Raw genomic sequence first — 22,992 nt, 5'->3', positions numbered from 1 at the left:
ACGCGTGAAGGCCCCCTTCCCTCTGCTCAGCCGAGGGAAGGGGGCCTTCACGCGCGATCAGCTCAGGACTTCTGCTTCGACCGGCCGAGGATGCGACGGCGGCCGTGGCCGTTCGTGCGTTCCTCGTGCAGTTCCTTCAGCGACAGCATCATCGCGTCTTCCTGCTTCATCAGCGGGTCGTTGCGCAGGTCCTTCCAGACCGACGCGCACAGGCCGACCATCACGAAGACGAACGGCACCGCGATCAGGATGGTGAGGTTCTGCAGACCGGTCAGCGCCTTGTCCCCGCCGACCAGCAGCATCACCGCCGCGACGGCGCCCATCAGCACGCCCCAGAAGATGACGACACCCTTCTTCGGATGCACGCTTCCGCGCTGGGACAAGGTGCCCATCACCACCGACGCCGCGTCCGCACCGGAGACGAAGAAGATGGACACCAGGATCATCACCAGGATCGCGATCGGGATGAACCACGGCAGGGTCTCGAGCAGTTCGAACGTCGCGGACTGGGCACTGCCCGCGCCCGCGATGTCCGTGCCCGCCCGCTGCCTGCTGATCGCCGCGCCACCGAAGATCGCGAACCAGATCAGGCTCACGATGCTCGGGATCGCGATGACACCGAAGATGAACTGCCGGATGGTGCGGCCGCGGGAGATCCGCGCGATGAACATGCCGACGAAGGGCGTCCAGGAGATCCACCACGCCCAGTAGAAGACCGTCCAGCCGCCGAGCCAGGTCTGCATCTCCTCGCCACCGGTCATCCCGGTGCGGCCGGACATCTCCGCCAGTTCGCGGAAGTAGTCGCCGATCGCGCCCGGCACGATGTTGAGGATCAGCACGGTCGGCCCGACCACCAGCACGAACACCGCGAGCACCGCGGCGAGCACCATGTTGATGTTGGACAGCCACTGGATTCCCTTGGCCACCCCGGACACCGCCGACGCGATGAACGCGATGGTGAGGATCGCGATGATCGCGACCAGGAGGCCCTTGCCGGGGTCGTCGATCCAGCCGACGGCGCCCATGCCGCCACCGACCTGGAGCGCGCCGAGGCCGAGGGAAGCGGCGGAACCGAACAGGGTGGCGAAGATCGCCATGATGTCGATCGCCTTGCCCAGCGGGCCTTCGGTGCGCCGCTTGCCGATCAGCGGCGCGAACACCGAACTGATCAGCTGGGTGCGGCCCTTGCGGAAGGTGCTGTAGGCGATCGCGAGACCGACGACGGCGTAGATCGCCCACGGGTGCACGGTCCAGTGGAACAACGTCGTCGCCATCGCGGTGTGGACGGCTTCGTCGGAGTTCGGTGCCGCGGTGCCCGGAGGCGGGCTCGCGAGGTGGGAAACCGGCTCGTACACCCCGAAGAACATCAGGCCGATACCCATGCCGGCGCTGAACATCATCGCGATCCACGAAGAGGTCCGGAACTCGGGCAGTTCCTTGTCCGCGCCCAGCGGGATCCGGCCGTAGCGGCTTATCGCCAGACAGACCGCGAAAACAACGAAACCGCTCGCGGTGAGGACGAAAGCCCAGCCGCCGTAAGGAATGACGGCGTCGTTGAGGAGGGTCGACGCGACGTTCGCGAGGCTCTCCGGCGCGAGAACGCCCCAGACGATGATCGCGAGCGCGAGGGCCGCCGCCACCCCGAAAACGGTCCGGTCGGTTTCGGCGGGTCGTTCGGAGGCGAGGGGGACGTGTTCATCGGGGGTGTGCCCCGGACCTGTCGTATCCGGTGCGTGGGCGAGGTCTGTCGCGGTCTCCGCGACGGCCCCTTCTTCCGCTTGTTTACCGTCCTGCGAACTCATGTTCAGCCACGCGCCGATGACGGCGCGTTCTCCTTCCGCCCGAGTTAACCCGTTTGCACCACTGCACCCTAACCAGAAAACTGGTAACCGGCAGAAAATACGGGCGAAGAGGTTTAAACCCCTGATTGTGGGCCTGACCTCGGCGGATATCGGCTTCGTTCGCGCCTTCGGCGGGGGACGTGTCGCTCATGACACCGGGCCCCGCCGTCGGCGGGTTCAGACGGTGGCGCCACCCCTCCAGAACGGGCGGCCGAGCGGGTCGCCGCCGGACGCGGTCGGACGGCCTTGCCGTTCGTGGTTGCGCTCCAGGAGGTAGGTGACGAGGGCGATCAGGGCGAGGGAGGCGATGATTGCGGTCATGGCAGTAAGTTTGCGCCACCCGACATCCTGCCAAAAGTGGCAGTCCTGTCGTTGTGCGTCAAAATCCTGCCAGCTATGCTCCCGGGCATGTTGAAGAGCGTCGCCGTGGTGCTGCTGGACGATTTCGCCGTCTTCGAGTTCGGTGTCGTCTGCGAGGTGTTCGGCTACGACCGCACCGACGACGGGGTGCCTTTGCTCGACTTCCGCGTGTGCGGGGAGCGGGCGGGAGAGCCGCTCAACCTCGGGCACGGCGTGAAGATGACCCCGGAGCTCGGCCTCGAAGCGACGGAGGACGCGGACCTCGTCGTCGTCCCCGCCTGCGACGTGCGCGACGAGTACCCGCCGGCGGTGCTCGAAGCGCTCCGTGCGGCTTCGGCGCGAGGTGCCACGCTGCTGTCCGTCTGCACCGGCGCGTTCGTGCTGGGCGCCGCGGGCCTGCTCGACGAGCGGAGGTGCACGAACCACTGGCGGCACAGCGCCGGGTTCCGGAAGCGCTTCCCCCGGGCACAGCTGGACCCGGACGTCCTCTTCGTCGACGACGGCGACATCATCACCAGCGCGGGGACGGCCGCCGGCATCGACGCCTGCCTGCACCTGGTCCGGCGCGAACTCGGGTCCGCTGCGGCCACCGCGATCGCCCGGCGCATGGTGGTGGCGCCGCAGCGCGAGGGCGGGCAGCGTCAGTTCGTCGAGGTGCCGATCCCGGAGTGCACCAGCGACAGCCTCCAGCCGGTGCTCACCTGGATGCTCGACACCATCGACCGGGAACACCCCGTCGTCGATCTCGCCCGCCGCGCGCAGATGTCCGAGCGCACCTTCGCCCGCAAGTTCGTCGCCGAGACGGGGACCACGCCGCACCGATGGCTTTCGACGCAACGGGTGCTGCACGCGAGGTCGCTGCTGGAGGAGACGACGATGAGCGTCGACGAGGTCGCGCGCCGTTGCGGTTTCGGCTCGGGAGCCCTGCTGCGCCACCATTTCCACAAGGTCGTCGGCGTCTCGCCGCAGGATTACCGCCGGACCTTCGCGCCCAGTCGACAAAGGACGACCGTCAGAGCGTGAACACGGTGACGTATTCCGCGTCCCGCACGACGTAGCCGAACCGGGCGCGGAGTTCGCGCACGACCGCGCGCATGTGCTCGGCGCCGTAGACCACGCCGATCGTCCCCGGCTCGTGATGCCGCCGCTCGTGCAGCCTGGCCAGCGCGTCCACGAGGAGCTTGTCGCGGCTGACACTGATCAGGTCGTCGAACTCGGGCATGGCCTCGGCGGATTCGACCCAGGAATCGTCTTCGTCGTCGACGGTCAGGAACCGCGCCAGCATCCCGCGAGTGCCGAAGCCGCGCAGGAACACCCCCAGCGCGGGCGCGAGGACGGACATCATCAACCGGTCGCCGAGGGGGACGCGGCGCCAGCCCTCGGTGAAGCCCGGGCCGTCCAAGTCCGGGCGGACGGTCGGCACGGTGAAGGTGCCGGCCTTCAAGTCCTGCACCACCAGCCCGAGGCGCTTGTTCCGGGCGGCGAGCCGGTAGCTCGCTGTCAGCCGGGACACCGGCTTCGCGTCGCCGACCCCCTCGGCCACCACCACGTCGCACTCGTTCGCCTGTCGCCGCACGGTGTCGAAATAGGCCTGCGTGCCGATGTGCACCATGGGGAACAACCGGAAATCGAGCGCCGATCCCCTGGCCCGCAGTGTCAGCACCACGGCCCGGACGCCCAGTTCGTTCGAGACGATGATCTCCATGGCCCGCTCCTCCCCGTGCAGGGAGAACGCGCGGCGGGGCCGGAAGGTTGCCGTGGGTCAGACGGGACGTCGCCGCACGGCCTCGGAGATGTCGTAGGTCAGCATGGCGGCACCTTCGGTGAATCCGTTGATGAGGATCTTCCGGCCGTCCGCGAGCTTGACGAGGCAGCCGACATCGCCGCCGAGAGTCTTGGCGAGGATGTTGCTCTTGGTGTGGTCGACGACCACCTCGATCGAATCCCACGGCACGATGGTGGTCGACCGGCGCCAGGTGTGCACGAATCCCCGCTCGTACAGCGTGAAGGTCTCACCCCGTTTGCCGATGGCCTGCCAGCAGAGCCAGCCGCCCATCAGCATCAGCCCCAGCCCGCAGCCGATGACGAGACCGAGGAACATCTCCCCGCCGAAGACCCCGGCCTCCTGTCCCATCAGGAACAGGACGATTCCGAAGAGGGCGATCGGGGCGCCGATCGCCATCGCGGCCAGCCCCCGGAGCGCGCGGCTGCGGGAGTTCGTCTCGAAGCGTTCGACGTAGGCACCCAGTTCGGTCACCGACAGGACGCTAACGGCGGGCGTGGGGACCGGTCCCCTTGTCCTTCGAGGGCTTGTTGAAGAAGCCGAGGGACTGAGCGAAAGCCGCTCCGCCGACCATCAGGCCGATCGGCAGGGTCTTGATCCAGAAGGGGCTCGCGTCGAGCGAGAACAGCAACGCGAACAGACCGACGGCCAGCGCGACCAGTACGAGCATTCCCAGCGCGAGGCGGGGCTTCGAGACCATGTGTCCTCCAAGTGAGTTCGGAAGAGCAAGCCTCGCGATGGCTCCGACGCGCAGCGAGGTCAATTTTGCCGCGTTCGGTCGTCCCGGAACTCAGTCGAGGTATGCGGGGCCCAGGCCGACTTGCCGTGAACACCGAGTTTGCGGGCCGATCGAAACCGGGCGTACGATCAGGGCAGTCGTACAGGACGAACGCCCTAGGAGGCGATGGTGGCAGGCTCCCCGGCCGCGGAACGTGGCCGACTCGCGCGACGGCGACTGCTCGAAGCCGCGGTCACGCTGGTGCCCGAACTCGGCTGGTCCGCGGTCAGCACCCGGATCCTGGCCGAGCGCGCCGGGGTCACCCCGAGCGTCGTGCACTACCACTTCCCTTCGCTGCAGGCCTTGCTGATCGAGGCGGTGCTGGGGGCGATGGGCGAGGTCGCCGGTGCTTTCGAGCCGGCGCTGGAAACCGCCGGGACACCCGAAGGCGCGGTGGACGCGTTGCTCGCGTCGGTCGGCGAGTACACCGGCACCGATCCGATGTCGTTGCTGTTCGCCGAGGCCTACCTGGCCGCGACCCGTGACGACACCTTGCGTCAAGGCATCCGGGAGATCCTCGCCGGCTTGCGCGCCAGATTCGGCGGTTGGCTGGCGGAGCACGGAGTGGCCGACGCCGAGGGCGCGGCCGCGGTGCTTTTCGCCACGGTGGACGGGCTTCTGCTGCACCGCGCGCTCGAACCGGAGTCCGGCGGCGGTGCCACCTCGGCCGTCCTGCGCCGGCTGGTCCGCTGAATCGAAAGGGAGGAAGTCCATGAAGGTGGCGATCTGCGGTGCCGGGATCACCGGGCTGGCACTGGCGCACCGGCTCGCGGCGCGGGACGTCGAAGTCGTGGTGCTCGAACGTGCCGCGGGACCGCGGGAACAGGGCTACATGATCGACTTCTTCGGCCCGGGTTTCGACGCGGTCGAGGAAATGGGCCTGCTGTCCGAGGTCGAAGATGTGGCATACCGAGTGGACGAAGCGAGTCTGCTGGACGAGCACGGCCGCCGCCGGGCGGCGATCGACTACGTCCGGTTCGGCAGGTCGCTGCGGGGCAGGCTGTGCAGCATCATGCGGCCCGATCTGGAGCGGGTGCTGCGCACGGCACTGCCGTCCACAGTGGACGTCCGGTTCGGTTCCGGGGTCACGGGAGTCGAGGATCTCGGCGACCGCGTGCGCGTGACGTTGACGGACGGCGAAGTGCTCGAAGCCGATCTGCTGGTCGGGGCCGACGGAATCCATTCGACCGTCCGGCGGCTGGTTTTCGGTGCCGAAGACCGGTTCCTGCGATACCTCGGGTTCCACACGGCCGCGTTCGTCTTCGAAGACGAAGAGATCCGCGAGCGGGTGGGGGAGCGGTTCTGCCTCACCGACACCATCGGCATGCAGATGGGTTTCTACGGTCTCCGCGACGGCAAGCTCGCCGCGTTCGCCGTGCACCGCACCCCGGATCCGGCCCTGCCGGACGACGCGCGAGGGACCCTCCGCGCGACCTACGGTTCTCTCGGCTGGGCCGTGCCGAAAGCGCTCGACCTGTGCCCGCCCGCCGAGGAGGTGTACTACGACCAGGTCGCGCAGATCGAGATGCCGTCGTGGAGCCGCGGCCGGGTCGTTCTCGTCGGCGACGCCTGCTACGCCGTCTCACTCCTCGCCGGACAAGGTGCCTCCCTGGGAATCGCGGGCGCGTTCGTCCTGGCCGAACAACTCACACAGGCGCACTCGATCGAGGACGCCTTCGCGAAGTACGAAGAGCTGGTGCGTCCGGTGGTGACCGAGAAGCAGCAAGTCGCCCGCCGCGGAGCGCGCTGGTTCCTGCCCGCGAACCGGCTTCTTCTCCAGGCGCGCCGGGTCTTCCTGTGCGCGGCAAGGCTGCCCGGCCTCGAACGCACGCTCGCGACCGCCATCACGGGCAAGTCGACGGCGCTGGTGACGAATATGCGCGAACGCGTGAGAGCAGAATGAAAAGCGATGGACTACGGAAGGGTGAAGAAGTGCATTCCGACCTCGAGGTCGCGCCTGGGAAGGGCGGTATCTTCGCGGCGGTTCTGGTGTACGAAGCTACCTCGTCGGCGCACGACGATGAGCCTCTGTACGAGGAAACCGTGACTCTCTTCGTCGCCGGATCCGTCGATGAAGCGACACGCAAGGCTCGCCTGCACGGTGAGCATCGGGAAACGAGCTACGAAAACGCCGACGGTGCGACCATCACCTGGAAACTCAAACACGTGCTCGACGTCGCCGAGGTGGTCGACGACCCAGGCGACGACGGCGCGGAGATCTACACCCGCCACTTTCGCGACTACCACGCGTACGAAATGTTCGAAGCCCTACTCGGCAAAACCCAGCTGTAGACCGCGCGGTGCGTGATGTCATGAAAGGGTCGTTCAGGACCAAAAACGTCAGGAAAGACCCTTTCATGACATCCCGAGAACGGGTCAGTGCGACACCACTAAGCTCTGAAGCACAAAGTGCCCCACTGAAAGCCCGCCCCGATCGCCGACACCACGAAGGCGTCGCCCGGCCGCACCGATCCCTCCGAGAAACCCTTGTGCAGGACGGTGATCACGCCCGCCGAGCCCGTGTTGCCGAGCCGGTCGACGGTGATCGGCGCGCGGTCGCGCGGCACGCCGAGTTTGTCCATCGCCGCCTGCACGATGTTCAGATTGGCCTGGTGGAGGAAGAAGTGAGTCACTTCGTCCACCGTCAGCCCGGCCTGGGCGGTGGCGTTCAGGACGCTGTCCGGCAGGCACCGGGTGGCGGTGTCCCAGACGGTCCTGCCGTTCATCTTGAGGTAGTGCCGCCTGTCCGCGAACGTCGTCGCACCGGCGGGCTGCCGTGAGCCGCCTGCCGGGATCTCGACGTCGTAGGACAGTTCGGCGCCGAAGTCCCAGCCGAGCAGTCCGGCCCCGGGCGCCGTCGCCCGGGTCAGCACGGCGGCGCCGGCGGCGTCACCGAAGAACACCCGGGTGGTGCGGTCCTCCGGATCGGTCACCCGGGACGCGCTGTCGGCCGCGATCACCAGGACCCGTTCCGCCGCACCGGTTCGCACCAGCAAGGAGCCGAGGAACAACGCCTGGACGCCGTTCGCGCAGGCCGCTTGCGTGATGTCGAAGGTGAGCGCCCGGAACGCGCCGAGTGCTTCCTTGACGATCAGGGCCGTCGACGGCAGTGGCTGGTCGTAGGTGTAGGTCGCGACGATGATCGCGTCGACGTCCCTCACGGCGCATCCCGCGGCCGCGAGCGCGGGATGCGCGGCGGCCACGCACATGTCCGAGGTGGCGAGATCCGGGGCCAGCCAACGGCGTTCCCGGATCCCGGTGCGGTTCACGATCCACTCGTCGGAGGTGTCGAGGGTTTCGGCGAGCCGCCGGTTGGTGACGATGTCCGGTGGCAGGTGGACGCCGGTGCCGGCGATCCGCACGGGGAGCGCGGTCACGTGACGGTGCTCCGCTCCGGGCTCAGCTGGCGGTCGAGGTCGGTGTAGAACCGGCCGGACGCGCACGGCAGGCCGAGCAGGATGCGCCGCGCGGCCTCGCCGCAGAGTGCGCCGCCCAGCGCGACCCCGGAGGCCAGTTGTGGCCAGCTGCTCAGTGTGCGGCCGAGTTCGCCGAAAGAGGCGGCCAGTTCCGGGCTGATCCGGTCGGCGTCGACCATGGCCAGGATCAGGTCGACCTTCTCCTGATGGCTCAGCTCGGCGACGTCCACGGATTTGATGTCGCCGAGCAGGCCGTGCAGCAGTGGCCGGTCCGGCTCGTGGTCGAAGCGTTCGACGTCGAGCATGCCGCGGTCGTTGCAGTCCATGACGACCGGGATGCGCAGGTCACGGGCGTATTCGCGGGCCGCGATCTTGACCCACGGGGTGTCGCACTCCTCGATCAGGAGGTCTATCCCGCCGGTGAAGAACGCCTCGATGTTGTCCTCGGTCAGACCGCCCCGGTGGATCTCGATGTCGAGATACGGGTCGATCTCGAACATCTGGCGCGCGGACAGGACCGCTTTGTTGACACCGAGTTCGTGCACGCCCGCGCGCAGCCGGTTCAGGTTCGAGAGACTGAAGTCGTCGAAGTCCGCCAGCGCGTAGGCGCCGCCGATGCCTTCGAGCGCGAACGTGAGCGCCGCGCTGTTGCCGACCGAGAGACCGATGATCCCGATGCGTTTGCCGAGCAGGCGGCGCTGTTCGGGCCGGTCGACCTTGCCGCGGTTGCGATCCGTGCGCACGAGCCGGAACTCGTCACGCGGCAGGACGTGCACGAGCCGCCGCGACCACGGGTACCAGGCCCACGTGCCGTACTCCCAGTGCGCCAGCCCAGCGAGCTGCTCCCGTTTCCGGTCCTCGATCGCGGCGGTGTCCCGGCACGACGGTTCGCGGCTGCGGATCAGTTCGGCGAGTTGCTCGTCGATGGTGTCATGGATTTCGCGGACGTCACCGGAGGCCAGCAATGCCGTCAGGGCGGCGAAATCCGCCGGATCGCGGGGTGCGAGCAGGCGCGGCCGCCAGACGTCGCGATCGGGTCCGGAGACTTCGGCGAGCGCGGCGGGCGCGGGCCTGCCCGAAGGCGACCCGGCCGTGAGCACGGCCGGGGTGGAAGCGGCGATCCGAGGGAATTCGTCCCGTAGCCGGGTGACGAGTTCGTGGTGGCGTCCGGCTCCTTCGGCGACACGATGGAACATGATGACGACGTCTTCGGTGTACTGCTCGACATAGCGGCGAGTGCCCGGCATGGCGCGGAAACCGAACTGCTCGTGGAAGCGGTCCTGGCCGTCCTTCGTGCCCGAAGTGCCGATCATCGCGTGGGCGCCGAGGTGGTGCGCGGCGCCGATCGCGAGCGCGTTGAGGTACTGCCCGAGGCCGAGTTTCCGGGACCGGTGCTCGACGACGAGCCTGCTGTGCTCGAAGACGTGACCCGGCTCGACGCCTTGTGCGGCAAGCAATTCCTCGTACCGCCCGGTGCCGAGGTAGGCCCGCGACTGGAAACTTTCGCCGGTGGCCGGGGTGGAGAGCCGGATGTAGCCGAGCGGCGGGCCGTCCGGATGCTGCCGCGCGATGAAATGCCAGGCCCCGAAGTCGAGATCCTGGTCGTCGGTATGAGAACCATCCGCCCGGCGAAAGGCCGGACGGCGGCCGCGGTCGAACAGGATCCGTGCGCGGAGTTCGCGTACGGAGTCGAGCAGGCAGGCGTCGGCCCCGAGGAACGCAGCGACGATCCACGGGGGGTTGAGATCCGTCAAGTGGTGCCTTTTCTGAGGAAGATGCCGGAATTCGGCGCGATATTCGTGGGGACGGACCGGAAATTCGAAGGAAAACGAAACCGGTCGAATGAGACGGAACTGTAGCAGCGAGACGATCAAGCTTCAGTGGATGTGCCCGGCGGCAAGTGGTACGCACGAGCGGGTCCGGCAATCGTTTACCGGTAAGGCGGATCGACAATCCGTCACGGCGACGCAATCAGATTGATGAAGTCCGGCGGAATTCCCACCCGATGGTGTGGCGGGCTGTTTCGGAGTGAAAGCAGGCCACTCCGCTCCGTGTGGTGGAGGTCACAGCGTGTTGTCTACCAGGTGGGATGGGCGGACACGCCGCCGTCCACGATCAGGTTGTGTCCCGTGATCCACGACGCGAGTGGCGAGGCGAGGAACAGGCAGGCGTTCGCGATGTCCCCGGGGGTACCCAGCCTGCCCAGCGGCGCGGCCTGCTCCCAGCGGCGGACGCCCTCCGGCCAGGCGTCGCCGAGTCCGGGACGGTCGACGAGACCGGGGGAGACGGCGTTGACGCGGATGCCCCGGGGCCCGTATTCGAGCGCGGCGGCGCGGGCGTGCATGACCAGAGCGGCCTTCGCGCTGCTGTAGTGCGCGTGCCCCGGCGCGGGCCGGTCCGCCTCGATCGAGGCGATGTGGACGACGATGCCGCCGCTCATCACCTCGGCGGCGGCCTGCGTGCACGAGAACGCGCTGGTGAGGTTCGCGTCGAGGACGGCGCGCCAGCTTTCCGCCGACATCCCCGGCAGCGGCTCGACCGGCTGCACCCCGGCGTTGTTGACCAGGGTGTCCAGCCGTCCGGTCCAGGCCGCCGCGGCTTCGACCAGCCGGCGGCATTCGCCGTCGTCGGTGAGGTCGGCGGTGAACGCGGCCGCGGTGCCCCCGGCCGCCTCGACGCGTTCGACGAGGGCGAGTGCCGAGGCCTCACCGCGGTGGTAGTGCACGGCGACGGCGCTGCCCGCCTCGGCGAAGCGCAGGGCGATGCCCTGTCCGATGCCGCCGCTGGCCCCGGTGACGAGGGTCGTGGTGCCGGTCAGGTCGAGCATCGAGGTCCTTTCCGCAGCGCGAGTACGGCCGACACGGCGAGGAAGACCAGGCCCGCGAGGACGTAGCAGTTTCCCAGCCATTGCTGGGCCGTCGTCCACGTCTGACCAGGCCGGTCGAAGGCGGGGAAATACCGGAACGGCGCCGCGACGAAGATCGTCGCGACGACTCCGGTGACGGCGAGCCAGGTCAGCGCCAGCCAGTGATTCCGGCGGTGCAGCACCACGCAAGCCGCGGTGGTGAACAGCGCCGGGGCGATCCACACCCAGTGGTGCGACCACGACGTCGGCGAGATGAGCAGGGCGAACGTCGCGTTCAGCAGCAGCGCGGGCACCACGGCCGAGCGGTACATCGTGAGCGTCACCAGCACGAGCAGGACGCCGGTCGCGAGGAGCCACCACGGCTTGGCGGAGTCGGCCCCGAGCCGCGCCAGCACGGCCTGCAGGGTCTGGTTGGTGTGGAACGAGGTGCCGCTGATCCCGGACGCGCCGGCGAAACCGCCGAACCAGTAGCGCGCGGAGGCTTCCGGGGCGACCGCGAACGCGACGGCCGAGGCGGCCACGAACGTCCCCATCGCGGTCAACGCACCGCGGAAGTCCTTGCGTACCAGGAAGAACAGCAGGAACGCCATCGGTGTCAGCTTGATGGCGGCGGCGAGGCCGACGCCGATGCCGCGGTAGCGGCCCCGTGTCAGCAGACAGTCTGCAGCGACGAGTCCCATCAGCAGCAGGTTGATCTGACCGAAGCCGAGCGTCTGACGGACTGGTTCGAGGAAGAGCGCCGGGGTGATGGCCAGCGACGCGATGAGCAGCGCCTTCCGCCGGTCTCCGGACGGCCACAGGCTGCGGGTGATCGCGTAGAAGGTGATCCCCAGCGCGGCCAGGCTGAGCGCGAAGAGCAGGAGCACCGCGCCGGTCCACGGCACCGCGGCCAGTGGGGTGAGCACCAGCGCGGCGAACGGCGGGTAGATGAACAGCAGCGGGATGCCCGCCTCGGAAAGCGGCAAGGCGCCGTAGAGGTCCCCGCCGCTCCACAGGGTGTCGACGCCGAAGCGGTAGATCTCGAGGTCGCTGTGCGAATCGCCCGCCGTCGCCCAGGCCACGGCACACGCCAGCACGAGGGCGGCGAGCGCGCCGAGCGACCACCGGGCCCGCCCGCGCGACGTGGCTGGAGACATCGCGTGGTGACCCTTCGGACGTGCGTCGACGATCCGACTGTACCGGGCGGTCATATGCGACTTCCGTTGGCAGTCACCGGACACATATTGGTCTAGACTTTTTATTCCCCAGTATGGTGAAAGGGACCGGTCCATGCGCGGAACGACGGTGTTGCCCAGGACGCCCTGCCTGAAACCGAAGGCGGGGGAATTGCCGCTGCACCGGCTGGAGGTCCGCGCGCCGGACGCCCTGCCGTTCACGGTCGGCACCTTCGACACGATCGGGCCGATGTCGCGGGCGGCTTTCCCCCATCGGCACACATTCTATGAAATCGTCCACGTCACCGGCGGGACCGGTGACCACGTCGTCGATTTCACGCGTTGGGAATTGGGGCCGCCACAACTCGCGGTCATAACACCGGGGCAGGTACATCATTGGGATGCCCGCGATCTCAGCGGATTCGTCGTGTTGTTCACCGACGACTTCCTGCTCGAACATCCGGCGGACCGCGAAACCCTGCGAAGGCTGAGTCAGCAGCCGTGGCGGCTCGACGAACGCGCGGCCGAGGAGACGGCACGGCTGGTCGCCGAACTGGACGAGGAGTTCCGTTGTGGCGGACAGGGTACCGATTCGGTGCTGCGGGCCCTGATGCACGTGCTGATCGTCCGGGCTGGACGGCTGCCGGGACTGGCCGATCCGCGTCCGCCCGCCAGGTCACAGGCGGTGGGAACGGAATTCACCAGGCTGCTCGGCAGGCCCGATCTCGGGCTCTGGTCGGTGGGCGCGCTCGCGGAACGGATCGGGGTCACGCCGGGATATCTGACGGACGCGGTGAAAACGGCGACCGGCCGGACGGCGGCGCAATTGATGCGCGAGGCGAGGACCCGCGAGGCGAAACGGTTCCTGCTCGGCACGGATCTCACCGTGCGTCAGGTCGCCAGCCGGGTCGGATTCGCGGATCCCGCCTATTTCTGCCGGTTCTTCCGGCGGGAAACGGGGTTGAGCCCCGGTGATTATCGCCGGACCGGAGACGCCGCCCCCGAGATTCACCACGACTGACCAACCCAGTCCATCGTCCCGAGCTGATCTTCTCCATACCGTCGAGGGTGATTCCCGAAGCCCCCACGAGGAGCAGGTATGGACGAAGAGAACAAGCTCAGCCGAAAGACTGTGCTGAAGGCCGCGCTCATCGCGGGTGTCGCGGCCCCGGTCGCGCTGATCGGTGGCCCCGCCCTCGCACGCACCACCGTCGCGAGCGGCCAGGTACCCGAGCTGACCCCGTACTGTGACGACGGCGACGACCCGACCATCCCGCAGACCGAAGGCCCTTATTTCAAGCCGAACTCCCCGCAGCGCACCTCGCTGGTCACGGGGAGCACGCCGGGCACGAGGCTCACCGTCTCGGGCTTCGTCTTCGGTCTCGGCTGCTTGCCGATCGCGCGGGCGCTGCTGGACTTCTGGCAGGCCGACGTCAACGGCAACTACGACAACGTGGGGTACACCTTCCGCGGTCACCAGTTCACGAACGACCAGGGCGCGTTCTCGCTGAGCACGATCGTGCCCGGCCTGTACCCCGGCCGTACGCGGCACATCCACGTCAAGGTGCAGGCGCCCGGCAGGCCGATCCTGACCACGCAGCTCTACTTCCCCAACGAGCCGCGCAACAACACCGACACGATCTTCGACCCCCGGCTGCTGATGACGGTGCGCGACCAGCCGCCCGGCAAGCAGGCCTCGTTCGACTTCGTGCTGAACGTGCCGCAGACGTCGACCACCCGGCCGACCAGCACCACGCAGACGACGCAGACGACCTCGAACCCGCCCACCACCTCGACCTCCAACCCGCCAGGCGGGACGACCTGGGCGCCGGGAACCGGCTATTCCGCGGGCACCCGGGTCACCTACAGCGGTCGCGGTTACGTGTGCTTGCAGGGGCACACGGCCCAGCCTGGCTGGGAGCCGCCGTCCACGCCCGCGTTGTGGCGCGCGGAGTGACGAGCAGCCGCTGCGGAGGGAGATAAACGCGGGTGGATTCCCGCCACCGGGACCCACACCCCGGTGGCGGGGGTCCACCCGCGTCCCGCATGGTGGGGTTTTCCCCCGGTCGAAGTCGGAGCTCTGCTACAGCGCGCCACCGCCGATGCGCGGGCGATGATCGTCCACGACATCGAGCGTAAGGGGCGAAAGACATGGCAGACACGAAGAAACGCTGGGCAAGACGAGGGGTGCTGGCGGCCGCGGTGGTGGTCACGGGGGCGGTGCTCGCTCCGCTGGCGAGCCCGGCTCTCGCGAGTGAGGCGGAGACGGCCACGTCCTGGCGGGATCCGGTGCGGTCGCTGGAACGGGCGGCGCATCCGCTGCGCTCGACCGAGCCCGGCCGGAACACCGCCGACCTGCAGGCGCTGGGCGCGATGATCGGCGGCGCGAAGGTGGTCGGCCTCGGCGAGGCCACCCACGGCTCGCACGAGTTCTTCACCATGAAGGAGCGGGTCTTCCGTCATCTGGTGGAGGAGAAGGGGTTCCGGGCCTTCGCGCTCGAGCTGAGCTGGTCCGCCGGCCTCGAGATCGACGAGTACGTCCAGACCGGCCGAGGTGACGCCCGGGAGATCGCGAAGCGGACGCTGACCGGTTCCCCGTGGGACCGCGAGGAGTTCGTGAGCCTGATCCGGTGGATGCGTGACTACAACCGCGCCCACCCCGGCCGCACCGTGCACTTCGTCGGCGACGACCTCGGCGCGCCGTCGGTGAACGACGCGTTCTTCGCCAAGATCACCGACTACGTGGGCCGGCATCACCCGAAGGCGCTGCCCCGGCTCAACGAGCTGTACACGGGACTGCGCCCGATCGACGACGCCTTCGTCTACCTCCGCAAACCCCTCGACGAGCGGCAACGGCTCGCCACCAAGGCGGAGCAGGCCTTCGAACTGGTCAAGGGCCTGACGGGCGCGGACGCCTACGACTGGACCGAGCAGCACGCCCGGTTCGTCGCGCAGACCGCCCGGTTCCTCGCCGTCGACCTCACGGACCCGAAGTCGCTGCCCACCGCGCAGATCCTGCGTGACAAGGCGATGGCGCAGAACGTCGCGTGGTGGCAGAAGCGGACCGGGCACAAGATCCTGCTGTCGGCGCACAACGGCCACGTCTCGTACGTCACCGACAACCCGGGCCTGTACCCGAAGACCCAGGGTGCCTTCCTGCGCGAAACGCTGGGCCGGGACTACCTGCCGATCGGCTTCAGCTTCGACCGGGGTTCCTTCCTGTCCAAGGACACGGCGGTCGGCGGCGACTGGAAGCGGTTCTCCGTGCCCGCCGCGCCGTCCGGCTCGAACGAGAACGCCCTCGACAAGGTCCGGTTCGACGACTTCTACCTCGACGTCCGCACCGCGCCGCCCGCCGCCCGTGCCTGGCTGGACACCGCCCGGCCCACCCGCACGATCGGCACGCAGTTCCCCGTCGACCCCGCGGCCATCTCGCTCGGGCGCTCCTACGACGTCGTCATCCACCTGCACGACGTCCGTCAGGCCGATCTGAGAAAGTAGTGACGCCGCGCCCGTTTAGAGGTTTTTAACCCGGTTTGCCTGGCGTGCCGCGGCGGATCTCGGTAGTAGTCGAAGTGTTCGCTTTCGCGGCACCCCAGTTTCCAGTAAACCAGCGGAGGAAATCCCTGATGTTCAAACGGATGCTCAGCGCCTTCGGGGTCGGCGGCCCGTCCGTCGACACCGTGCTCGACTCACCGCACGCCGTTCCCGGCGAGGTGATCACCGGCCAGGTCCGCATCCAGGGCGGTTCGAGTGACGCCCAGATCGAAGAGATCCTGCTTTCGCTGGTGACCAGGGTCGAGGTCGAGCACGGCGACCACGAGCGCGCCGGGACCGCGGAGTTCCTGCGGGTCAGTGCGGGCCGCAAGGTGAAGGTGACGGCGGGGCAGCTGACCACCGTGCCGTTCCAGCTCGCCCTGCCGTGGGAGACGCCGGTCAGCGCGGTCGGCGGTCGTGAGCTGCCGGGCATGGTCGTCGGCGTGCGGACCGAGCTCGTCATCGCCGGCGCGCCGGACAAGGGCGACCTCGACCCGCTGCTGGTCGGACCGCTGGAGTCTCAGGACCGGGTGCTGGAGGCGTTCGGCGAGCTGGGCTTCTCCTTCCGCAGCGCCGACGTCGAAGCTGGGCGCCTGCACGGCGTCCGGCAGGAGCTCGGGTTCTTCCAGGAGATCGAGTTCTTCCCGCCGTCGCGCTACGCGGGCCGCGTCAGCCAGGTGGAGCTGACCTTCGTCGCGAGCCCGAGCGAGCTGGTGGTGATCCTGGAGGCCGACAAACGCGGTGGCATGTTCCGCTCCGGCGGTGACACCTTCGGCCGCTTCCACGTCTCGCACGAGGAGGCCCTGCGCACCGACTGGGCGGCGGCGATCGACGGCTGGCTGGCCAAGGTCGCCGAGTCCGGCGGCGGGCACGCCATGTTCGGCGGTCACCACGGCCACCACGGCCACGACCACGATTACGACCACCACGGCGGGCACGGCAGGCGTGGCATGGGCATGGGCGGTGTGGTCGCCGGCGCCGCGGCCGGTGTGGTCGGCGGCATGATCCTCGGCGAGGTCATGGAAGACGTCTTCGACGGCGGCGGCGAGGGCTTCGAGGAGTGATCCGGCTCCTGGGCACGCCGGTTCCGGCGTGCCCAGGGGTCACTTCGCGGTCAACGGAGCCAAGGCGGCGTCGACCGCGTCGGTGAGCCTGCGCGGGTCCGCCTCCGCCCTGGCCACCACGTGCAATCCCTGCATGACCACGAGCAGGAGGCGCGCCTGCGCCCCGCAGTCGAGGCCGGCGCGGACCTCCCCGGATCGCTGGGCGGCTTCGAGTCCTTGCGCGATACCGGTTTCCAGTGCCTCGAATCCACTGTGGACCACTTTTCCCGCCGCTTCGTCGGCGGGCAGCAGCTCGGCGGCGGTGTTGCCCAGCAGGCAACCGCGTCCCGGGTTTTCCTTCGCAGCTTCAAGGACGCTGAGCAGAAGCTCGCGAAGGTGTGCGAGAACAGGACCTTCGGCGAGAGCGACCGCCTGATTTCCGGCTCCGCCCGCGTAGCGCTCCAGTGCCCGGAGGAAAAGCGTGTGCTTGTCGCCGTACGCGGCGTACAGGCTTCCCGGCAGGACGCCGAGTTCCTCCTTGAGATCCCGCAGCGACGTCGCCGCGTACCCCCGCCGCCAGAAGACGTCGAGCGCTCCTCCGATCACTTCGTCCTCGTCGAAGGACCGTGGCCTTCCCGTGCGTGGCATGCCGCCATCCTACGACTTCTTGACAGGCCGTTCAAGAAGCGTACGTTGACTTCTTGTCCGAGTGTTCAAGAAATCGATGCTGGAGTTCCCATGGGGCGTCTCTTCCTGCACGTCAACGTGTCTCTCGACGGCTACATCGCCGACGCCGCAGGTGACATCGACTGGCACTTCGCCGACGACGAGTTCCAGCGGCACATCGACGAGCTGCTGGAGTCGCTCGACGGCATGGTCTTCGGCCGCAAGGCCTACGAGGAACTCGCCGCCTACTGGCCGACCGCGGGCGACGAGGTCTCGGCGACCCAGCGGCGCCGGATGCACGAGCTGCCGAAGTACGTCCTGTCGCGCACCCTCCGGACCACCACCTGGCACAACTCCCACCTGCTCGAAGACGCCTCGGCCCTCGCCGATCTCGAGGGTGACGTCGCGCTGTTCGCCGGGGGAGGGGCCGCGACGTCCGCCGCCCGGCTCGGGCTGCTCGACGAAGTGCGGCTCGTGGTGAACCCGGTGCTCCTCGGCGGCGGGACACGCCTGTTCGACGGCGAATACCCGAAGAAGACACTCACGCTCGTCGACGAACGCCGATTCGCCTCGGGTGCGCTGCTGCTCACCTACGCCGTCGCGCGCGACGATCGGTGACGGTGCGGCTGACCGCCTGAATGCCGGATTGATCCATCGGAGTCGTTCGGTGATCCTTGCTCAGGAGTGAAGAACGAACTGGGGGTCTTTCGGCATGCGTAAATACTGGGGTTCCGTCGTGGCCGCGACAGGGATGGTGCTCGCCTTCGCGATGCCGTCACAGGCGGCGGACGGCGGTCAAGCCTTCGGCTGGGGCCGGAACACGGCAGGACAGGCGGGGGACAACACCTGGATCGACCGGTCGCTGCCGGTGGCGACCTGCGCGGTCGGGGCCACCGACTGTACGGCGAACCCGCTGACCGGGGTCACGGCACTGGCGGGCGGCGACACGTTCACCTTCGCGGTCCGGGCCGACGGCACCGTCACCGCTTCCGGCTCGAACGGTCGCGGGCAGCTGGGCGACGGCACGACGACGAAACGGTACACGCCGGTGACCCTCCCGCTGACCGGGATCACCGCCGTGGCCGCCGGGGAGAATCACGGTGTCGCGCTGTCGTCCGACGGCAAGGTGTACACCTGGGGCGGAAATACCTTCGGCCAGCTGGGCAACGGTGTGATGGGCGATCGTCCCACACCCGGCCTGGTCTGCGCGGTCGGCGCGACCGACTGCGTGGCGAATCCGCTCACCGGGGTCCGCGCCATCGCCGCGGGCGCCTGGCACAACCTGGCCCTGCTGGCGGACGGCTCGGTGGTGACCTGGGGTGCCGGCGGAGCGGGCCAGCTGGGCGACGGGACCTCGGAGTGGGGGCGCCGGACCCCGGTGACGATCGGGCTGACCGGCGTCGCGAAGGTCGAGGCCGGGCGAGAATTCAGTCTAGCGCTGCGGACCGACGGGTCGATGCTGTCCTGGGGATTCAACGGCAGCGGCCAGCTCGGGACGGGCACCACCACCGGCAGGACGGTGCCGGGTCCGGTGTGCGCGGTCGGCGCGACCGACTGCGTGGCGAACCCGCTGACCGGCGTCGCGACCATCGATTCGGGGCACAAGAGCGCGCACAGTGTCGCCGTGCGCACCGACGGCACCGCGCTCTCCTGGGGCTTCAACGGCAACGGAGAACTCGGCATCGGGACCGACGTCGATCGGCACACGCCGGGTCCGGTCTGCGCTCCCGGCGCCACCGATTGCGCCGCGAATCCCTTGACCGGTGTCGCCGAGCTGGCGGCGGGTGGCCAGTTCACCTTGGCGCGCAAGACGAACGGCACCGTGTTCTCCTGGGGCTTCAACTACGACGGCCAGCTGGGCGACGGCACCACCACCGAACGGCCCACGCCCGTCCAGGTGCTCGACCCGGCGGGCACCGGCCCGCTGACCGGGGTCACGGCCATCGCCGCGGGCTACTGGCACAGCCTCGCCGTCCGTTCCGGTTCCTGACCTTCGCGGTGGTCCGGGCGGTGGGTGCCCGGACCACCGCGAACGGGTCGATCAGGTGTACCAGGTGGGTTCCGGAAGTTCGTTCAACAGCGCGTACGCACCGACCTCGCGGCGTTTGTAGGCCACCGGGTCGTGGAGCGAGTGCGTGCGCAGGTTCCGCCAGAACCGGTCGAGGCCGAATTTCGTGGCACTCGCCCGGGCGCCGGTCAGCTCGAAGACCTTCGTGCCGATTTCGAGTCCGGTGTCGATCACGCGCTGCTTGGCGGCTGCGATGAGGACCGCGACCTCACCGCGAGCCTCGGGCGTGAGATCTTCGCGCGGCGCGTGCAATACGGCCGAGATCGCCGCCCCGGCCTTGTCCACCAGCGCCTCGGCGGCCCACAGTTTCGACTGGAGATCGCCGTAACCGTCGAGGATGTACCACTCCTCACCGGAAGACGCCTTGTTGTCACCGCCGTACGGCCACGCGCGGGTGTGCTCGCGGGTGTACGCCAGCGCGGTTTCCAGCGCGCCTTGGGCGATGCCGAGGTAGAAGTTGGCGAACACCAGCTGGATCGCCGGGACGTTGAGCGTGTTGTAGGTCAGCGGATGGAACTTCTTGTCGACGTAACCCGCCGCGCTCGCCCACGGAACGCGTACGTCGGTGATGGTCACGCTGCCCGACTCCGTGAGCCGCTGGCCGATGTTGTCCCAGTCGTCGTGGAAGACGATCCCGTCCTGTTCGGACGGAACGATGGCGAAGATGTGGTCTTCGGTGCCTTCGAGGATCCCTTCCAGCACGGTCAGATCGGAGACCTTGCTGCCGGTGGAGAACGACTTGTGTCCGTTGTAGACGATCTCGTCGCCGTCCTCGGTGATCTTCAGATCGGAATCGCGCGGGTTGACCGCGCCGCCGAAGACGAAATTGCTCCGCGTGTACAGTTCTTCGACCGCGGCGACCTGCTCGTCGGTCGCCACCAGCCGCGCGGCCCAGGCCCAAAGATAGTGATAACCGAGCAGTTGTCCGATCGAGCCGTCGCCGCGCGCGACCTCGCGGGTCACGCGATAGGCGGTCTCCCAGCTTTGGCCGCCACCGCCGTGCTCGACGGGGCCCAGCAGTGTCACCAGCCCGGAATCCTTGAGCAACTGGACTTCCGCACGGGGAGTTTCGTTCTTGCGGTCGCGCTCGGCCGCGTCCACCGCGAGCCGGTCGGCGACCTCCTTCGCGGCGGCCAGCCATTCGGTGGCGGACCGGACCCGGTTCTCGGTCGTGGTCATGGATGAATTCCGTTCTGTGCGAGGGTGAACGGGAATTCCGGGCAGGGCGGAGCGCCCGGAATTCCCGGGTGATTCTCAGAGTGAGCGCGGAGACTGCGTCAGGCCGTACAGAGAGTGCCTTCCATGCGTCCGAGTAGAGCAGTGGCGCTACGGGGTGTCAACGAACGTCCGCGCTCTGAGACCGGGGTAATCTCCGGGCGTGCCGGATCACGTTGACCACATTCTCAGCCAGTGGGCGGTAGCCCGTCCCGACCTGGACGTCTCCCCGATGGCCGTCATCGGACGGCTGACCAGGTTGACCCGGGTGCTGGACGGCGAGCTGCGCAAGACGTTCGCGCGGCACGATCTCGACCGGTCCTCGTTCGACGTGCTGGCCACCTTGCGCCGCGGCGGCACGCTGACCCCGGCCGACCTGATGCGTTCGGCGATGATCACCTCCGGCGCGGTCACCCAGCGGCTCGACCGCCTCGAGGAACGCGGCCTCGTGGTCCGCGCGCCCGACGAGACGAACGGCCGCCGCGTCCTGGTCGACCTCACCGCCGAGGGCCGCGAACTCATCGACCGGGCGCTGCCCGATCACGTCGACACGGAGCATCGGCTCCTGAGCGCGGTCAGCCCCGAGGATCGGGATCAGCTGGCCGTCCTGCTGCGAAATCTGTTGCAGTCACTGGGAGACGTCGCCCTGGAGGACTGACCCTCGCCGCTGTTTGACTTAGCGCTAAGCATCGAATAGCTTAGCGCTAAGAGGTCCGCGGGGTTGTCCCGTGTGCCGCCGATCTTCCTGGGGATGAAGCACCCCGCGGCCGGAATCGCCGGTCCTGCAGGGGTTTCTTCGTCATGCTCGTGAATCGAGAGAGAAAATGGTCACCCGAACCGAAAGTGCGCATTCGACTCTGAAGGGCTGGGCCGGGGTCGCCGCGATCACCGCCAGCCTGTTCGTCTTCCTCACCACCGAACTGATGCCCGTCGGCCTGCTCACGCCAGTGAGTTCCAGCCTGGGAATCTCGGTGGGCGTCGCCAGCCTGATGGTCACGCTCTACGGCGTCTCGGCCGGGCTCGGCGTGCCGTTCATCGTCGCGTGGACGCGGCGGATCAACCGGCGCGTCCTGCTCTCCACCTTGCTCGCGATCCTGGCCGTCGGCAACCTGATCACCGCGCTCGCGCCGAGTTATCCGCTGGTACTGGCGACACGGCTCGTCATGGGCTTCGCCAACGGGGCGTTCTGGGCCATCGGCGTCGGCATGGCGATGCGGATCGTCCCGGACCGCCACGCGAACCGGGCGGCGGCGGTGGTGATGTCCGGTATCTCGATCGCCACGGTGCTGGGCATGCCGCTGGGCACCATCCTGGAAAGTCTCACCAGCTGGCAGACCACATTCCTGATCTGGAGCGGGCTCAGTGTCCTGGTCTTCCTCGCCGTCGTCGTCCTGGTCCCGTCGCTGCCGTCGGCGAACGCGGTTTCGGTACGGGAGGTCTTCGGCCTGCCTCGGGTGAACGTGCGCCTGCGCTCGGTCCTGATCACCGTGGTGCTGTTCGTACTCGGGCACTTCGGCGTCTACACCTTCATCCGTCCCTTCCTGGAAGGCACTTCCTCGGCGTCACCCACCTTCATCACGGTGTGCCTGATCGTCTTCGGCGCCGGGGGAGCGGCGGGGAACTTCGTCGCCGGGTATTTCGTGGCGAGGAACGTTTTCGCGAGCTTCACGGTCGGTGCCGTCTCGCTCGTGGTGTCGCTGGTGTTGCTGCTCACCATCGGCCACGGACCGGTCGGGGTGATGATCGCGCTGGCGCTCTGGGGTTTGTCCTACGGTGTCGTGCAATTGAGCCAGCTCACCATGACGCGGAATTCCGCCCCCGAGACGTTCGAGGCCGCGATGTCGCTGAACACTTTGGCGTACAACACTTCCATCGCTCTCGGCGCGTTGGTCGCCGGACTGCTGGCGGACAACGCCGGCATCACCAGCGTGGTGTGGTTCGGCGTGGTGCTGACCGCGGCGTCACTGCTCTTCACGGTCGGCACCCGCCGGGCGCGGAGCTGGGGCGTTGAGGGGTAAGAGGGTTGGAACCCGCATTGCCACTCATGAGAGCCCGCCCTGACGCAGCAATCGTCGACGGATCCACGACGCCGACTGTGTGGATTTCGGGACGTTGGATGCCCCAAAATCCACACAGTCCCGCGTGACCGGTTCGATCATGGCGGGGGGGGGGGGGGGGGGGGGGGGGGGGGGGGGGAGCTTTCCCCCCCCCCCCCCCCCCCACAAAACCAGGCACCACACACCCACACCACCCGAGACCCCCACC

23 protein-coding genes are annotated in these 22,992 nt (G+C 68.4%); 12 read left to right on the top strand and 11 right to left on the bottom strand.

The window, feature by feature from the left end:
• Positions 1–62: 62 nt before the first annotated feature.
• Together ACZ5IK_RS32375 and ACZ5IK_RS32370 are read right to left on the bottom strand one after the other, a co-directional pair.
• Entirely contained in the window at positions 63–1,802 is a 1,740-nt protein-coding gene (locus tag ACZ5IK_RS32375; RefSeq protein ID WP_410603521.1) for a BCCT family transporter, read from the bottom strand.
• A gap of 216 nt (positions 1,803–2,018) precedes the next feature.
• Entirely contained in the window at positions 2,019–2,162 is a 144-nt protein-coding gene (locus tag ACZ5IK_RS32370; RefSeq protein ID WP_168214514.1) for a hypothetical protein, read from the bottom strand.
• Between the two features lie 87 nt (positions 2,163–2,249).
• On the opposite strand from ACZ5IK_RS32370, the gene ACZ5IK_RS32365 reads away from it, so the two are divergent.
• Positions 2,250–3,224: a GlxA family transcriptional regulator gene (locus ACZ5IK_RS32365; protein WP_465491177.1), complete on the top strand. Its 975-nt coding sequence runs from the start codon at positions 2,250–2,252 to the stop codon at positions 3,222–3,224.
• Here ACZ5IK_RS32365 and ACZ5IK_RS32360 read toward each other — a convergent pair.
• From ACZ5IK_RS32360 to ACZ5IK_RS32350, 3 genes are read right to left on the bottom strand one after another with little or no spacing between them, the layout of a single operon-like run.
• Entirely contained in the window at positions 3,214–3,906 is a 693-nt protein-coding gene (locus ACZ5IK_RS32360) for a hypothetical protein (RefSeq protein WP_465491176.1), read from the bottom strand. The two genes, ACZ5IK_RS32365 and ACZ5IK_RS32360, sit on opposite strands and share 11 nt — an antisense overlap.
• A 57-nt stretch (positions 3,907–3,963) precedes the next feature.
• The gene (locus ACZ5IK_RS32355; protein WP_465491175.1) at positions 3,964–4,458 is read right to left on the bottom strand and encodes a hypothetical protein; all 495 of its coding nucleotides are present in this window, start codon (positions 4,456–4,458) and stop codon (positions 3,964–3,966) included.
• A 10-nt stretch (positions 4,459–4,468) separates the two neighbouring features.
• Positions 4,469–4,684: a hypothetical protein gene (locus ACZ5IK_RS32350; RefSeq protein ID WP_465491174.1), complete on the bottom strand. Its 216-nt coding sequence runs from the start codon at positions 4,682–4,684 to the stop codon at positions 4,469–4,471.
• A gap of 207 nt (positions 4,685–4,891) precedes the next feature.
• Here ACZ5IK_RS32350 and ACZ5IK_RS32345 point away from each other — a divergent pair, with 207 nt between their 5' ends.
• From ACZ5IK_RS32345 to ACZ5IK_RS32335, 3 genes are read left to right on the top strand one after another with little or no spacing between them, the layout of a single operon-like run.
• Complete coding sequence (locus tag ACZ5IK_RS32345) at positions 4,892–5,455, top strand: TetR/AcrR family transcriptional regulator (RefSeq protein WP_465491173.1); 564 nt, start codon at positions 4,892–4,894, stop codon at positions 5,453–5,455.
• A gap of 19 nt (positions 5,456–5,474) precedes the next feature.
• On the top strand, positions 5,475–6,665 hold the full coding sequence (locus ACZ5IK_RS32340; RefSeq protein ID WP_465491172.1) for an FAD-dependent monooxygenase: 1,191 nt from the start codon (positions 5,475–5,477) through the stop codon (positions 6,663–6,665).
• Between the two features lie 29 nt (positions 6,666–6,694).
• Positions 6,695–7,054, top strand: coding sequence for a DUF4288 domain-containing protein (locus ACZ5IK_RS32335; protein WP_465491171.1), 360 nt, complete (start codon positions 6,695–6,697; stop codon positions 7,052–7,054).
• A 98-nt stretch (positions 7,055–7,152) separates the two neighbouring features.
• Here the strand turns inward: ACZ5IK_RS32335 and ACZ5IK_RS32330 are convergent, their stop codons facing one another.
• From ACZ5IK_RS32330 to ACZ5IK_RS32315, 4 genes are all read right to left on the bottom strand, one after another.
• Positions 7,153–8,139: a 3-oxoacyl-ACP synthase III family protein gene (locus tag ACZ5IK_RS32330; RefSeq protein WP_465491170.1), complete on the bottom strand. Its 987-nt coding sequence runs from the start codon at positions 8,137–8,139 to the stop codon at positions 7,153–7,155.
• A complete protein-coding gene (locus ACZ5IK_RS32325) occupies positions 8,136–9,932 on the bottom strand; it encodes a ThiF family adenylyltransferase (protein WP_465491169.1) in 1,797 nt (598 codons plus the stop codon). Before ACZ5IK_RS32325 ends, ACZ5IK_RS32330 begins: the two co-directional genes overlap by 4 nt.
• 323 nt (positions 9,933–10,255) lie before the next feature.
• Positions 10,256–11,005 carry an SDR family NAD(P)-dependent oxidoreductase gene (locus tag ACZ5IK_RS32320; protein WP_465491168.1) on the bottom strand — a complete coding sequence of 250 codons (750 nt, stop codon included), beginning with the start codon at positions 11,003–11,005 and terminating at the stop codon, positions 10,256–10,258.
• Positions 10,993–12,180, bottom strand: a complete 1,188-nt coding sequence (locus ACZ5IK_RS32315) for a glycosyltransferase 87 family protein (RefSeq protein WP_465491167.1) — start codon at positions 12,178–12,180, stop codon at positions 10,993–10,995. Before ACZ5IK_RS32315 ends, ACZ5IK_RS32320 begins: the two co-directional genes overlap by 13 nt.
• 133 nt (positions 12,181–12,313) lie before the next feature.
• Between ACZ5IK_RS32315 and ACZ5IK_RS32310 the strand changes: the two genes are divergently transcribed.
• From ACZ5IK_RS32310 to ACZ5IK_RS32295, 4 genes are all read left to right on the top strand, one after another.
• Positions 12,314–13,219 (top strand): AraC family transcriptional regulator, encoded by a 906-nt coding sequence (locus ACZ5IK_RS32310; RefSeq protein ID WP_410603547.1) that lies wholly within the window; start codon positions 12,314–12,316, stop codon positions 13,217–13,219.
• Positions 13,220–13,297: 78 nt separating this feature from the next.
• A complete protein-coding gene (locus ACZ5IK_RS32305; RefSeq protein ID WP_465491166.1) occupies positions 13,298–14,155 on the top strand; it encodes a dioxygenase family protein in 858 nt (285 codons plus the stop codon).
• A 194-nt stretch (positions 14,156–14,349) separates the two neighbouring features.
• A complete protein-coding gene (locus tag ACZ5IK_RS32300) occupies positions 14,350–15,699 on the top strand; it encodes an erythromycin esterase family protein (protein ID WP_465491165.1) in 1,350 nt (449 codons plus the stop codon).
• Positions 15,700–15,827: 128 nt separating this feature from the next.
• On the top strand, positions 15,828–16,799 hold the full coding sequence (locus tag ACZ5IK_RS32295) for a sporulation protein (RefSeq protein ID WP_465491164.1): 972 nt from the start codon (positions 15,828–15,830) through the stop codon (positions 16,797–16,799).
• A 39-nt stretch (positions 16,800–16,838) separates the two neighbouring features.
• On the opposite strand, the gene ACZ5IK_RS32290 is transcribed toward ACZ5IK_RS32295, so the two are convergent.
• Positions 16,839–17,426: a TetR/AcrR family transcriptional regulator gene (locus tag ACZ5IK_RS32290; RefSeq protein ID WP_465491163.1), complete on the bottom strand. Its 588-nt coding sequence runs from the start codon at positions 17,424–17,426 to the stop codon at positions 16,839–16,841.
• A gap of 90 nt (positions 17,427–17,516) precedes the next feature.
• Between ACZ5IK_RS32290 and ACZ5IK_RS32285 the strand changes: the two genes are divergently transcribed.
• Entirely contained in the window at positions 17,517–18,062 is a 546-nt protein-coding gene (locus tag ACZ5IK_RS32285) for a dihydrofolate reductase family protein (RefSeq protein WP_465491162.1), read from the top strand.
• A gap of 94 nt (positions 18,063–18,156) precedes the next feature.
• Positions 18,157–19,434, top strand: coding sequence for an RCC1 domain-containing protein (locus ACZ5IK_RS32280; protein WP_465491161.1), 1,278 nt, complete (start codon positions 18,157–18,159; stop codon positions 19,432–19,434).
• A 51-nt stretch (positions 19,435–19,485) separates the two neighbouring features.
• Here ACZ5IK_RS32280 and ACZ5IK_RS32275 read toward each other — a convergent pair whose 3' ends face one another.
• Entirely contained in the window at positions 19,486–20,691 is a 1,206-nt protein-coding gene (locus ACZ5IK_RS32275) for an acyl-CoA dehydrogenase family protein (RefSeq protein ID WP_465491160.1), read from the bottom strand.
• A gap of 199 nt (positions 20,692–20,890) precedes the next feature.
• Here ACZ5IK_RS32275 and ACZ5IK_RS32270 point away from each other — a divergent pair, with 199 nt between their 5' ends.
• Together ACZ5IK_RS32270 and ACZ5IK_RS32265 are read left to right on the top strand one after the other, a co-directional pair.
• Complete coding sequence (locus ACZ5IK_RS32270; RefSeq protein ID WP_465491159.1) at positions 20,891–21,385, top strand: MarR family winged helix-turn-helix transcriptional regulator; 495 nt, start codon at positions 20,891–20,893, stop codon at positions 21,383–21,385.
• Between the two features lie 166 nt (positions 21,386–21,551).
• The gene (locus ACZ5IK_RS32265; protein WP_465491158.1) at positions 21,552–22,745 is read left to right on the top strand and encodes an MFS transporter; all 1,194 of its coding nucleotides are present in this window, start codon (positions 21,552–21,554) and stop codon (positions 22,743–22,745) included.
• Positions 22,746–22,992: the final 247 nt, after the last annotated feature.

This window comes from Amycolatopsis sp. NPDC031561 (assembly GCF_055580625.1).
This window is presented reverse-complemented; position numbering and strand designations above follow the sequence as displayed.